At 60.4% G+C, this 13,139-nt stretch carries 9 protein-coding genes; 5 read left to right on the forward strand and 4 right to left on the reverse strand.

The annotated features are described in order from the left end of the window. Window positions 1–158: 158 nt before the first annotated feature. The 4 genes from gltX to ACQZ45_RS14340 all read right to left on the reverse strand — a co-directional run bounded on the left by gltX (window position 159) and on the right by ACQZ45_RS14340 (window position 5,461). Window positions 159–1,616 (reverse strand): glutamate--tRNA ligase, encoded by a 1,458-nt coding sequence (gene gltX / locus ACQZ45_RS14325; protein WP_035200649.1) that lies wholly within the window; start codon window positions 1,614–1,616, stop codon window positions 159–161. Window positions 1,617–1,828: 212 nt separating this feature from the next. Further along, window positions 1,829–3,601: an SLC13 family permease gene (locus tag ACQZ45_RS14330; protein WP_003516208.1), complete on the reverse strand. Its 1,773-nt coding sequence runs from the start codon at window positions 3,599–3,601 to the stop codon at window positions 1,829–1,831. A 232-nt stretch (window positions 3,602–3,833) separates the two neighbouring features. Beyond that, window positions 3,834–4,592 (reverse strand): TerC family protein, encoded by a 759-nt coding sequence (locus tag ACQZ45_RS14335; protein WP_003516210.1) that lies wholly within the window; start codon window positions 4,590–4,592, stop codon window positions 3,834–3,836. A gap of 182 nt (window positions 4,593–4,774) precedes the next feature. Beyond that, window positions 4,775–5,461 carry a TetR/AcrR family transcriptional regulator gene (locus ACQZ45_RS14340; RefSeq protein WP_333704649.1) on the reverse strand — a complete coding sequence of 229 codons (687 nt, stop codon included), beginning with the start codon at window positions 5,459–5,461 and terminating at the stop codon, window positions 4,775–4,777. A gap of 160 nt (window positions 5,462–5,621) precedes the next feature. Here ACQZ45_RS14340 and ACQZ45_RS14345 point away from each other — a divergent pair, with 160 nt between their 5' ends. From ACQZ45_RS14345 to xylA, 5 genes are all read left to right on the forward strand, one after another. Further along, on the forward strand, window positions 5,622–6,827 hold the full coding sequence (locus tag ACQZ45_RS14345; protein ID WP_019566960.1) for an HlyD family secretion protein: 1,206 nt from the start codon (window positions 5,622–5,624) through the stop codon (window positions 6,825–6,827). A 30-nt stretch (window positions 6,828–6,857) separates the two neighbouring features. Further along, the gene (locus ACQZ45_RS14350; protein ID WP_013762324.1) at window positions 6,858–8,441 is read left to right on the forward strand and encodes a DHA2 family efflux MFS transporter permease subunit; all 1,584 of its coding nucleotides are present in this window, start codon (window positions 6,858–6,860) and stop codon (window positions 8,439–8,441) included. A gap of 368 nt (window positions 8,442–8,809) precedes the next feature. Then, window positions 8,810–9,832 (forward strand): LacI family DNA-binding transcriptional regulator, encoded by a 1,023-nt coding sequence (locus tag ACQZ45_RS14355; protein WP_448742304.1) that lies wholly within the window; start codon window positions 8,810–8,812, stop codon window positions 9,830–9,832. A 103-nt stretch (window positions 9,833–9,935) separates the two neighbouring features. Then, complete coding sequence (xylB, locus tag ACQZ45_RS14360; RefSeq protein WP_448742370.1) at window positions 9,936–11,390, forward strand: xylulokinase; 1,455 nt, start codon at window positions 9,936–9,938, stop codon at window positions 11,388–11,390. Window positions 11,391–11,631: 241 nt separating this feature from the next. Then, entirely contained in the window at window positions 11,632–12,942 is a 1,311-nt protein-coding gene (gene xylA / locus ACQZ45_RS14365; RefSeq protein ID WP_003516221.1) for a xylose isomerase, read from the forward strand. Window positions 12,943–13,139 lie beyond the last annotated feature (197 nt).

The raw sequence follows: 13,139 nt of genomic DNA on the forward strand, positions 1-13,139 counted from the left end.
TATCCCTCATTCCTGTGCTTGTCACAGGAATCCAGTGCGCCCAAGTCCTTGGCGCGGGAGACCTCAATTCATTCTTTCACGGCGCCGACGCGCCGTGGCTGGATTCCTGTGACAAGCGCAGGAATGAGGGGTGGATTTAAAACCCGCCCCGGCAGGCATCAAGCACCGCTGCCAACCATCGTGGCCACAACGGCAATAGCGACCTTCAGGCGCTGGCGCACCACGGAGCGGCCGAGCAGCGCCATCGAGTCAAACAGCGGCAGCGAGCGCGAGGAACCGGAGACGGCGACGAAGAGCGGCGGGGTGACGACGCGCAGTTTCTTGCCGGTGCGTTCGGCAATGTCGCGCAGCTCGGCCTCGATGGCTTCAACGTTCCAATCAGGCATTTTTTCCAGATCGGTGGCAACCGTGGTGAGGATTTCGTGGATTTCCTCGGGCTTGCTTTTGAGACCGGCAAAGGAGGCGGGCGTCAGGCCAACGTCGCTCGAAAGCAGGAAGCCGGCAAGGTTTGGCAATTCGCCGAGCTTGGAAATGCGGCTCTGGGCAAGCTTCAGGCCTTCGGTCAGGCGGGAATTTTCCATCGCCCATTCCAGCGTGCGGGCAATGAAGTCCTCAGGCGTGAGCTTTTCGCGCAGCCAGCGGCCGTTTAGCCAGTCCAGCTTCTGGATATCGAAGATGGCGCCGGCCTTGGAAAGTGCTTCCGGATCGAACTTCGCGGCCAGCTCTTCCATGGTCAGCAGCTCTTCGCCTTCGGCGATCTGGATGAAGAACAGGCCGAGGAAGTTCATCAGCGCTTCCGGCAGGTAGCCGAGCGCGGAATAATAGGAGATCGACGTCGGGTTCTTGCGCTTGGAAAGCTTCGATTTGTCGGCGTTGCGCATCAGCGAAAGATGCATGAACGTCGGCTGGTCCCAGCCGAAATAACGGTAAAGCAGGATGTGCTTGGGCACTGAAGCCAGCCACTCTTCGCCGCGCGCCACATGGGTGATCTTCATCAGATGGTCGTCGATGACGTTTGCCATGTGATAGGTCGGCATGCCGTCGGCCTTGATCAGCACCTGCATGTCAACCGAATCCCAGGGGATCGAGACATCGCCGTAAACGCCGTCATGGAAATCGCACGAACCTTCGGTCGGGATTTTCATGCGCACGACGTTGGCTTCGCCGGCGGCGACGCGGGTGGTCACTTCTTCAGCCTTCAGGTGGAGGCAGAGACCGTCATATTTTGGCGGCTTGCCAGCGGCGCGCTGCGCTTCGCGCATCTGCTCAAGCCGCTCGGGCGTGCAGAAACAGCGGAAGGCATGGCCTTTTTCCAGCAATTCTTCGGCATAGGGCCAGTACATCAGCTTGCGCTCGGACTGGCGGTAGGGACCGTAGGGGCCACCGACGTCAGGGCCTTCCGACCAGGTGAGGCCGGTCCAGCGCAGCGCCTCCAGAACCTTCTGCTCATATTCCAGCGTCGAGCGGGTGGCGTCGGTATCCTCGATGCGCAGGATGAACTCGCCGCCGTGTTTCTTGGCGAAGAGATAGTTGAACAGCGCGATGTAAGCGGTGCCGACATGCGGCTCGCCGGTGGGGGAAGGTGCGATGCGGACGCGAACGCCGGAAGTGGTCATGAAATTCACTCGTCGTGACGGGGTGGTGACATCGGGGCGGCTTCACCCTTCTATCACGAAGTTTTCGTTTGAATGCGGCGGGAAAGGGTGCGGAAAGGCGTGTTGAACGCACTTTTGCATATTTCCGTTCGGCATCGGCTTAGGCCATATTATGCCGCAGGCGTCAAGGAAATATGGCGCTTGCGCTGTCTTCGCCCGGACGTAAACCGCCCCTAATTCACCGGCCAGACATAAAGCAGCATCGGAATGCTGGCAATGACGATCATGATCGACAGCGGCAGTCCAAGGCGCGGATAATCGCTGAACCGATAACCGCCCGGACCCATGACCAACGTGTTGCACTGGTGGCCGATGGGCGTGAGGAAATCGCAGCCGGCGCCGATCGCCACCGCCATCAGAAAGGCCTCCGGCCGAAAGCCGAGCGTGGTGGCGAAACCGGCGGCGATGGGTGCCATGACCAACACGGTTGCAGCATTGTTGAGGAAGGGCGTTACCGCCATGGCGGTCAACAGGATCATGCCGAGTGCTGCGAAGGGCGGCAGTCCTTGTGCGGCATGGCCGAGCCAGGCGGCGATCAGCTCGCTGGCGCCGCTGGTGCGCAGACTGTCGCTGACGGGAATGAGGGCGGCGAGCATGACGAGGATCGGCCCGTCGATCGATTTATAGACTTCGGTGAGCGGTATCGCGCCGACGACGATCATCAGGAAGGCGGCGGCGAAAAAGGCGACGGATACCGGCACCAGCCCGCTGCCGGCGGCAATCATGGCCGCGGCAAGCACGATGACGGGCAAAAGCGCGCGGCGCTGCACCCCAAGCAGGATTTCCCGCTGCGCCAGGGGCAGCAGCGAAAATTCCTGCAATACCTGTGGCAGGTTCTTGCGGCTGCCCTGCAGGAGAATGACGTCGCCCGCCTGCAATGTCAGGTCGGAGAGCCGCTGGCTTACGCGCTGGCCGCGACGGCTCACTGCAATCAGATTGACGCCGCGGGTGTAGGACAGCGCCAGTTCGCGCGCGGAAATCCCGTTGAGAACGGATTCGTTGCTGATAACCGCTTCCATGGAAATAAGGTCAGCGGTCTTCTGGCCGTTCTCGGTGAGCGGCTTGCCTGACAGCAGCAGCTTGGCCTGCGAGACGATGCGGTCGAGGCCCTCCGGGTTGCCTTCGAGAAGAATGGTGTCGCCCGGCTTCAGATTGACATCGGGGAAGGGGGAGATACGCCGGGGCCCGCGCAGGATCGTGCTGGCGATTACGTCGCCATCCGCCTGTTTCAACAGCTCCCGCAGCGGCTTGTCGGCGTAGGTGCTGTCGGCGGGAAGCGTCGCTTCGGCGGTATAGGCCGACTGGTCCAGAATATCCTCCATCGATGCCTGCTGGCGGTTGCGCACCGGCAGCAGGCGGTAACCGAAGGTCAGGAAGATGATGCCGATCACGGTCAGCCCGGCACCGACCGGGGTGAAATCGAACATCGAGAAGCTCTGCCCGGTCATTTCCTCACGCAGCCTGGAAACGACGATGTTGGGCGAGGTGCCGATCTGCGTCATAAGCCCGCCCAGAAGGGCGGCGAAGGCCATGGGCATCAGATAATAGGAAACAGGGCTGCCGGATTTGCGGGCGAACTGGAAAGCAACCGGCATCATGATGGCAAGCGCGCCGATGTTCTTGATGAAGGCCGACATGATGGCGACGACGATCATCAGAAAGGCCAGTTGCAGGGTTTTGGAGTGCATCTCCGGGAAATATTTCTTGATCGTCATATCGACGACCCCTGAACGCGCCACGGCCGAACTGACGATCAGCGCGCTGCCGACGATGATGACGATATCGTCCGAGAAACCGGAGAACGCCTTGTCGAAAGGCACAACCCCAACCGCCACCGCCACCAGCAACGCGCTGCACGCGACCACATCATAGCGGAACCTGTCCCATATGAACGCGACCATCATGCCGGCGATGACGGTAAAGGCGAGGATCTGGTCGGTCGTCATGCTTGCTTATGCTTTCGAAGGAGAGACGGCGGGACGGACTCTTCCGGTAGGGATGTCGAAGAACGCGAGGCGGGGCATGCGGTTCCGACTGGCCGGCGCTTTCCACACGTTCGCGTCATACCGGCCTTGAGCCGGAATCCAGCCGCCGCGCGTCGGCGCGGCGGGAAGTGTTCAGCCCAAGGGCTTGGGCTGAAGGGATGCCGGATCAAGTCGGGCTGACGGGTCGAGGCAATCAGTGCGGTTTGGCCGCCTGTGCTTTCTTGCGCTGTCTGGCGTTACGCGCCAGCATGTTGAGCAGTTCCACCAGCGCCGAAAACGCCATGGCGGCATAGACGTAGCCCTTGGGAACATGGAAGCCCATGCCTTCGGCGATCAGAGTGGTGCCGATCATCATCAGGAAGGCGAGTGCCAGCATGACGATGGTGGGGTTGCGCTCGATGAAGTTGGCGAGCGGCGTTGCGGCGAGCAGCATCACCGCAACGGCAAAGATCACGGCCACGATCATGATCGGCAGATGCGGTGTCATGCCAACGGCGGTGATGATGCTGTCCACAGAGAACACGAGGTCGAGCAGCAGGATCTGGCCGATGGCGGCGCCGAAATTCATTGCAACCGGGCCGCCCACCATGTCTTCCTTGTGATCTTCAGGATCGACATTGTGGTGGATTTCCTTGGTAGCCTTCCACATCAGGAAGAGACCGCCGGCGATGAGGATCATGTCCTTCCACGAGAAGGCGTGGCCGAAGATTTCGAAGACCGGCGTGGTGAGCTGCACGATCCAGGCCACAGTGCCGAGAAGGCCGAGGCGCATGATTAAGGCAAGCCCGATGCCGATCTTGCGGGCTTTTTCGCGCTGTTCAGGCGGAAGCTTGTTGGTGAGGATCGAGATGAAGATCAGGTTGTCGATGCCAAGCACGACCTCCATGACGATCAGGGTGACCAGCGCCACCCAGGCAGCGGGGTCGGACAGAAGAGGGAGAACGGACTCCATCAGGGAATTTTTCCTTTCAGCAACAAGGCCACCCGAAACATTCGGTTCGTGGAATTTATAGCGCAATACGCGAGAAACAAGGAGACCGCGCCTGTGATAGGCAAGATTTCATCGAAATTTCGCGCAAACCGCGTATCAGGCCCCGTGCCGTTGCCGGTCCGGTCGCCCGTTGCTGAATGATTTCAGGCCTTGTCGGTTCCGTAAGCCGCCATGAACACCATGATGGCGCTGTCGATCACCCGGTCCAGCTCCTCTTCGGGAACCGGACCTTCGAGTTCTCCGAACAGGCGCAGCTTGAAGAAAGTTCCCGTGGAAAGCTCGATATATTGCCGGGCGGCAAGTTCGACGTCATCGACCTTGAGATGGCCGAGCGAGACCTGATGCTCGATGAAATCCTGAAGAACGGTGCGCACGTTGTTGGGTGCTGCGATGAAGAAACGCTGCGCCAGCTTCGGCATGCGGTCGATGACGCCGATCACCGAGCGCATGGCCGGTATCATTTCGGAGCAGATCATCTTGTTGGCGAAGGCCTTGCCGAACTGTTTCAGGCCGTCGCGCACCTCTTCGGTGCCGGCCAGAATGTTGCGCATGGAGGTCGCGAATTCCTGCCGGTGATGATCGACAAGGGCGGCGAACAGGTCTTCCTTGTTGGAGAAATAGACATAGATCGTTCCCTTGGAAACGCCGGCTTCCCGCGTGATGTCGTTCATGCTGGCGGCATCGAAGCCCTTGCGCTTGAACACGCGCCAGGCGCCGGCAACAATCTGCTCACGCTTGGCCGGGTCTTCGCCCGCAGCAAAACGCCCGGCGGGGTTTCCCGGACAGCCCGTTTCGGTTTCCGTCTCCATATCCATGTCTTTACCTGCCATCGTTACCGGTTCCTAGCACTGCAATGGCGTAAAAAAAATTAACCGAACGTCGAACCAATCAGTTCGATTACACTTGATATGTGTCAGGAAAGGGATTATGTCAATCGAACCGAACGGTTCAGTTCGAAAAACTTTCTTCAATTTATCACGGTACAATCTCATGTCGGCCCAGAAGAATAGCGCGGTTCGCGCCGTCAACGATGCGGAAGAGGCGGACGTTTCCGCCAAGGCTGAGACCTCTCCGGCAAAGCCGGTGGAGGCCCCGCCGCAACAGCCGCCACAGACAATTGCCGCACCTAAGAAGAAGAAGCGTTCGCCGCTTCTGCCGATCTTTGCGATCGCCCTTCTCGCTGGCGCTGGCTGGTACGGTTATAATTGGTGGATCGACGGTCGCTTCATGGTTTCGACGGATGACGCCTACATTCAGGGTGATATCGCGGTCATCGCGCCCAAGGTTTCGGGTTACATCGCCAAGGTGAACGTTGTCGAAAACCAGGAAGTCAAGGCGGGTGATCCGCTGGTCACTCTGGATGACGGCGACTATCGCATCGCGCTTGAACAGGCCGACGCGCAGATCCGCACCGAGGAACTGTCGCTGAAGCGCATCGATGCGCAGATCATCGGCGGCGAGGCAGCGCAGGAACAGGCCGTTGCCCAGAAGGGCGCTCTGGATGCGGCCCTTCGCGGCGCGGAAATCACCCAGAAGCGCGCCACCGAATTGCAGGCGAAAGATGTCGGCACCGTTGCCGCTTCCGACAGCGCGCAGGTCGCGCTCGATCAGGCCAGGGCGAATGTCGTAGCCGGCGAGGCGGCGATCTCGTCCGCGAAAGCCAATGTCGAGCTTCTTCGCGCCCAGCGCGAGGAAGCCGAAAGCACCATCCGTTCGCTGCAACTTTCCAAGGACAAGGCGGCCCGCGATCTGGCCTTCACCGTGCTGAAAGCGCCTTATGACGGCGTTATAGGCAATCTGGCGGTGCAGACGGGCGATCTCGTTTCGGTCGGCAAGCGCCTTGCTTCGCTGGTGCCGTTGAACGAGCTTTATATCGACGCCAATTTCAAGGAAACGCAGCTGGCCCGCGTGGTGCCCGGTTCGAAGGTCCGCGTCCATGTGGATGCTTTCGACGACGAGACCATTGAGGGCACGGTCCAGTCGATCTCGCCCGGTTCCGGTTCGGTCTTCTCGATGCTGCCGCCGGAAAACGCCACGGGTAACTTCACCAAGGTCATCCAGCGCGTACCGGTGCGTATCGTCTTCTCAAAGGAAGATCTCGCCAAGCACAATCTGCGTGCGGGCCTGAGCGTCGTCGTTGATGTGGATACCCGCACGGCGCCGGAAAACACGAAAACGGCGCACGTTAACCCATAGGCCAACCAGGGCGTCGTTGAGGGCAAGATCATGGCGGCTACGGTTGTCGGCACAGGCGGGGTATCTGTCCCCGTCGATCCACCCATGGACAAGCGCAGGCTCATCGCGTTCTTCGCGATGGTCTTCGGCATGTTCATGTCCATTCTCGATATTCAGATCGTCTCCGCCTCGCTTGCGGAAATCCAGGCAGGTCTCGGGGCGGGCTCCGACGAGATCGCCTGGGTGCAGACATCCTATCTGATCGCAGAAGTCATCATGATCCCTCTGTCGGGCACGCTGGCGCGCATCCTGTCCACGCGCGTGCTGTTTGCCACCTGCGCCGCCGGCTTCACCCTGTCGAGCGCGCTCTGCGCCACCGCAACCAATATCGACCAGATGATCGTCTACCGGGCGATCCAGGGCTTTATCGGCGGCGGCATGATCCCGTCGGTCTTTGCGGCCGCCTTCACCATTTTCCCGCCCTCCAAGCGTTCGGTCGTCTCGCCGATCATCGGTCTCGTCGCCACGCTTGCGCCCACCATCGGTCCCACGGTCGGCGGTTATCTTTCCAATGCCTTCTCCTGGCACTGGCTGTTCCTCGTCAACATCATTCCCGGCATCATCGTCACCATCCTGACATGGAGCCTGATCGATTTCGACAAGCCTGAAACCTCGCTCTGGAAGAAGTTCGACTGGTGGGGGCTGATCTCCATGGCCGTCTTCCTCGGCTCTCTGGAATACGTGCTGGAAGAGGGCAACAACAAGGACTGGTTCAACGACGAGCATATCGTCATCGGTTCGGTGGCCATGGTCATCGGTGCGGTGGTGTTCTTCTGGCGTGCCTTCAAGGTGGACTTCCCCGTTGTGGACATCCGCGCCTTTGCGGACCGAAATTTTTCCATCGGCTCGCTGTTTTCCTTCGTGATGGGCATAGGGCTTTACGGGCTAACCTATCTCTACCCGCTCTATCTCGGTCGCGTGCGCGGTTACGATGCGCTGATGATCGGCGAGACCATGTTCGTTTCCGGTCTTGCCATGTTCTTCACCGCGCCGATTGCCGGCAAGGTATCCACCAAGCTCGATCCGCGCATCATGATGGCCATCGGCTTCATCAGCTTCGGTTGCGGCACGTGGATCATGACGCATGTGACCACCGACTGGGATTTCTACGAGCTGCTGATTCCGCAGGTCCTGCGCGGTTTCGGACTGATGATGTGCATGGTGCCGATCAACAACATCGCGCTCGGCACGCTTCCGCCCGCGCGCATCCGCAATGCCTCGGGCCTGTTCAACCTCACCCGCAACCTCGGCGGCGCGGTTGGCCTTGCCGTCATCAACACCCTGCTGTCGCAGCGCACCGACGATCATTATGTGCGGCTGGCGGAACATGTCAGCTATTCCAATCCACAGGCGCTGGAGTGGCTGAACAATGTCGGCGCGAACTATGATTCTTACGGGCTGGACGGTGCTTCCGTCGCGATCAAGAAGCTGGTCGGCATGGTCTCGCAGCAGGCGTGGATACTCGCCTTTGCGGATGTGTTCTTCGCGCTGACGCTGCTGTTCGGCAGCCTGATCTTCATGACCGTGCTGATCCAGAAACCCAAGGCAGCGCCGCCACCAGACGCGGCGCACTGAACAAAATCCCCTCCCATCCACCGCAGAGCTGGGGCCGTCGGAAATGACGGCCCCTTTTTTGTCTGGTTTGCGATACTTTTCCGTCATGCCGTCCTTGAGCCGGTATCCAGTAAGCCCAAGTCCTTGATCCAAGGCTAAAATGACGAAAGTTGTTGGTCAGCTCCGATGATCTGCAGCCTGTTGATTTTATTGACGTGCCTAAATCCTTGGGAAAAGCCGAGGGATGACGCCGGGCAAAGGCGCGTACCCGCAGTTCAGAGATTGAAATAAAGCGAAATCATCATCTTGCTGAAAATGTGAGGTACGTACATCATTTTTCGGTTTACGACGGCGGCAAAGCTGGATATTCAAATGGCACGGGAGGAAACATGAAGCCGACAGTTCACGATATCGCCGAGCGGGCGGGTGTCAGCCTTGCCACCATCGACCGGGTGCTGAACATGCGCCCCGGCGTTCACGCCGCTACTCGAGCGCGGGTAGAGGCGGCGATTGCCGAGCTTGGTTATGTGCGCGATATCGCCGCCGCCAATTTGGCCAAGGGTCGCAATTATTCACTGGTCTTCATCCTTCCCGGCAACGACAATTCCTTCATGGCGACGCTGCGAGCCGAAGTTCGTGCCGCAGCCGCCCGTGCCCATCTGGAGCGCACGGCGATCCGCGTTATCGAGGTGCCGCCCTTCAATGCCGCGGCACTGACGGAGGCGCTGGAAGTCGCGCGGCGGGAAAAGCCGTCGGGCGTCGCTTTCGTCGCCACCGATTCTGAGGATGTTGCCGAAGCCGCAGACCGGCTGGCCGAAGATGGCATCGCCACCGTCACGCTGGTTTCCGATCTCTCCGGTTCGCGCCGCGACCATTATGCCGGCGTCGACAACGTTGCGGCCGGGCGCACGGCGGCTAGCCTCATGGGGCGCTTCCTGTCCGGGCGCGGCGGCGATATTGCGGTCGTTGCCGGCTCGATGCTGGTGCGCGACCATCGCGAACGCCTAGACGGCTTCCGCTCCGTCATCGAAAGCGAATTTCCGGACCTGCGACTATTGCCGGTCCTCGAAGGCCGGGACGATCCCGTCACCGTCGAGGCGCTGGTCACCAAGGCGCTTGCGAGCGACGCGCTGTCCGGCATCTACAGTCTCGGCGCCGGTAATCGCGGCCTCATCCGGGCGCTCAGAGCGTCATCGGGCGAAAGGTCGCCATCCGCCATCGCCCATGAGCTCACCGAAAACACGGCCAATGCGCTGCGGGAAGGCGTGCTCGATGCCGTGCTCAACCAGGATGCAGGGCATGAGGTGCGCAGCGCCATTCGCGTGTTGAAAGCGCGCGCGGATGGTCTCGCTGTCATCGCCGCGCAGGAGCGTATCCGTATCGACATATTCCTCAGGGACAATCTGCCCTGAGGAGAGCATTTCCAGGAAAAGTGGCCGCCGGTTTTCCGTCCGGAAATGCGGTGACCCTTAAAACCGCTGAAGTGGCGCAAGGAGCGCCGGAATGGAGAATTACATGTATCTCGGTCTCGATCTTGGAACATCCGGTGTCAAAGCCCTGCTGATGGACGGCGATCAGAAGATCGTCGGCTCGGCCAACGGCTCGCTGGAGGTCTCGCGCCCGCATCACGGCTGGTCGGAACAGGACCCGGCGGACTGGATTGCCGCCACGAAAACCGCAGTCGAAGGTCTGAAGCAGAAGTTTGCGAAGGAACTCGCTGCCGTGAAAGGTATCGGCCTTTCCGGCCAGATGCATGGCGCGACGCTGATAGACGCGAGCGGCAATGTGCTGCGGCCGTGCATTCTGTGGAACGACACGCGCTCCTATGCCGAGGCTGCCGAACTCGATGCCGATCCGCGCTTCCGCAAGATCACCGGCAACATCGTATTCCCCGGCTTTACCGCACCGAAACTGGCCTGGGTGGCGAAGAACGAACCTGAAATCTTCGCGAAGGTGGCCAAGGTACTGCTGCCGAAGGATTACCTGCGCCTGTGGCTGGCGGGTGAATATATCTCGGAAATGTCGGATTCCGCCGGCACATCGTGGCTGGATACCGGTGCGCGCAAATGGTCTGCCGATCTTCTGGCGGCGACCGGCCTTGAAGAAAAACACATGCCGTCGCTGGTCGAAGGCACCGAGGAGGCAGGTGTGCTGCGTGCCGAGCTCGCCTCGCAATGGGGCATTGCGGGCAAGGCCGTGGTGGCCGGCGGTGCGGGTGACAATGCCGCTTCCGCCTGCGGCATGGGCACGGTGAAAGAGGGCCACGCGTTCGTTTCGCTCGGCACTTCCGGCGTGTTGTTTGCCGCCAACGCCTCCTATCTGCCGAAGCCGGAAAGCGCCGTACACGCGTTCTGCCACGCGCTTCCCAACACATGGCACCAGATGGGCGTCATCCTGTCCGCTACCGATGCACTCAACTGGTATTCGCGCCTCACTGGCAAGTCCGCAGCCGAACTGACGGGTGAACTGGGCGACGAGCTTCTTGCGCCGAGCGGCGTCACTTTCGCACCCTATCTTTCCGGCGAGCGCACGCCGCATAACGATGCCGCCATTCGCGGCTCTTTCATTGGCCTTTCGCATGAAAGTGACCGCAGGGCGCTGACGCAGGCCGTGCTGGAAGGCGTGACTTTCGCCATCCGTGACAATCTCGAAGCGCTGAAGTCGGCCGGCACCTCCATTTCCCGCGTCACCGCCATCGGCGGCGGTTCGCGCTCGGCCTATTGGCTGGCCTCGATCGCGACTTCGCTCGGTGTGCCCGTGGATATTCCGGCCGAGGGCGATTTCGGCGCCGCTTTCGGCGCCGCCCGCCTCGGTCTCATCGCTGCAACAGGTGCAGATCCGGTTGCAGTCTGCACGCAGCCGGAAACGGCGCGGACGATCGAGCCGGTGGTGGCGCTTGGCGATGCTTATGAGGAGGCTTACCAGCGGTATCACGCGCTTTATCCCGCCATTCGGCCGCTTTCGCATTGAGGTTTTGCGTGCGCCGTTCACCCCTCTCTGCCCTGCCGTGCATCTCCCCCACAATGGGGGAGATCGACAAGCGGCTAGGTCACGTCCTCCTGTGAGGTCGCGATCGAAGCGGTTGAGCGCAACTTGCTGATCTCCCTCCTTGTGGGGGAGATGTCCGGCAGGACAGAGGGGGGTAAGCGGCCCGCGCAGACCTCGAATTTTTGAACACCACCTAAACCCACCCCAGAGGAGGAACCATCCAATGAGCACAGGCTTCTTCGGCGATATCGCCAAGATTAAATATGAAGGCCCCGACAGCACCAACCCGCTCGCCTTCCGCCATTACAACCCCGACGAGATCGTTGCCGGAAAGCGTATGGAAGATCACCTGCGCTTTGCCGTGGCTTACTGGCACACCTTCACCTGGCCGGGCGGCGACCCATTCGGTGGGCAGACGTTCCAGCGTCCGTGGTTTGAAGACACCATGCAGGCTGCCAAGCTGAAGGCCGATGTCGCCTTTGAATTCTTCTCGCTGCTCGGTTCGCCGTTCTATTGCTTCCACGACGCCGATGTGCGCCCGGAAGGCAGGAACTTTGCCGAAAACACCAGGAACCTCAACGAGATCGTCGACTACTTCGCGCAGAAGCAGGCTGATACCGGCGTAAAGCTTCTGTGGGGCACGGCGAACCTGTTCTCCAACCGCCGCTTCATGTCGGGTGCCGCGACCAATCCGGACCCGGATGTCTTCGCATTCTCGGCTGCGACGGTGAAGACCTGCATGGATGCCACCAAGAAGCTCGGCGGCGCCAATTACGTGCTATGGGGCGGTCGTGAAGGTTACGAAACGCTGCTCAACACCGATCTTTCGCGCGAGCTGGACCAGCTCGGCCGCTTCCTCAATCTGGTTGTGGAATACAAATACAAGATCGGTTTCGAAGGCACGATCCTGATCGAGCCAAAGCCGCAGGAACCGACCAAGCACCAGTACGACTACGACGTCGCAACCGTTTATGCGTTCCTGCAGAAGAACGGTCTCGAAAAGGAAGTGAAGGTCAATATCGAGCAGGGTCACGCCATCCTCGCCGGCCATTCCTTCGAACACGAACTGGCCATGGCCAATGCCTTCGGCATTTTCGGCTCCATCGACATGAACCGCAACGATTACCAGTCTGGCTGGGATACCGACCAGTTCCCCAACAACGTACCTGAAATGGCGCTGGCCTATTACCACGTGCTGGCCGGCGGCGGCTTCACCAATGGCGGCACTAACTTCGATTCCAAGCTGCGTCGCCAGTCGCTCGATCCGCAGGACCTGCTGATCGGCCATATCGGCGGCATGGATTGCTGCGCCCGCGGTCTGAAGGCGGCGGCGAAGATGATCGAGGACGGCGCGCTGTCGAAGCCGCTTTCGGAGCGTTACGCGAAGTGGGACGCACCTGAAGCCCAGAAGATGTTGCGCGGCGAGCTGAAGCTCGAAGAAATCGCAGCGCTGGTCGAGCGTCAGGATATCAACCCCGAGCCGAAGTCCGGTCGTCAGGAATATCTGGAGAACGTCGTCAATCGTTACGTTTGACGGGCTGGTACGTTCATAAACAAAGGACGGGGGAGCATCCCCCGTCTAGAGGCTGGTTAAAGCCGCAAAACCTCTCCTCCGTCATCCTCGCGACACGCCCGAGGATGACGTCGTATCTGCGGTGTACGGCCCCCGTGCGGTCTCCGGGCCCGATGCTGCAGATAACATTCCATAAAGTGAGACTAAGAAGGTTGCGA

The sequence above is a fragment of the Agrobacterium sp. 16-2014-1-2a genome (assembly GCF_053522705.1).

Bases quoted from the DNA above. Each gene is read 5' to 3' on its own strand.
- xylA (WP_003516221.1), top strand. From the start codon at position 11,632: ATGAGCACAGGCTTCTTCGGCGATATCGCCAAGATTAAATATGAAGGC.
- ACQZ45_RS14345 (WP_019566960.1), top strand. From the start codon at position 5,622: ATGTCGGCCCAGAAGAATAGCGCGGTTCGCGCCGTCAACGATGCGGAA.
- gltX (WP_035200649.1), bottom strand. From the start codon at position 1,616: ATGACCACTTCCGGCGTTCGCGTCCGCATCGCACCTTCCCCCACCGGC.
- ACQZ45_RS14335 (WP_003516210.1), bottom strand. From the start codon at position 4,592: ATGGAGTCCGTTCTCCCTCTTCTGTCCGACCCCGCTGCCTGGGTGGCG.
- xylB (WP_448742370.1), top strand. From the start codon at position 9,936: ATGTATCTCGGTCTCGATCTTGGAACATCCGGTGTCAAAGCCCTGCTG.
- ACQZ45_RS14340 (WP_333704649.1), bottom strand. From the start codon at position 5,461: ATGGCAGGTAAAGACATGGATATGGAGACGGAAACCGAAACGGGCTGT.
- ACQZ45_RS14355 (WP_448742304.1), top strand. From the start codon at position 8,810: ATGAAGCCGACAGTTCACGATATCGCCGAGCGGGCGGGTGTCAGCCTT.
- ACQZ45_RS14330 (WP_003516208.1), bottom strand. From the start codon at position 3,601: ATGACGACCGACCAGATCCTCGCCTTTACCGTCATCGCCGGCATGATG.
- ACQZ45_RS14350 (WP_013762324.1), top strand. From the start codon at position 6,858: ATGGCGGCTACGGTTGTCGGCACAGGCGGGGTATCTGTCCCCGTCGAT.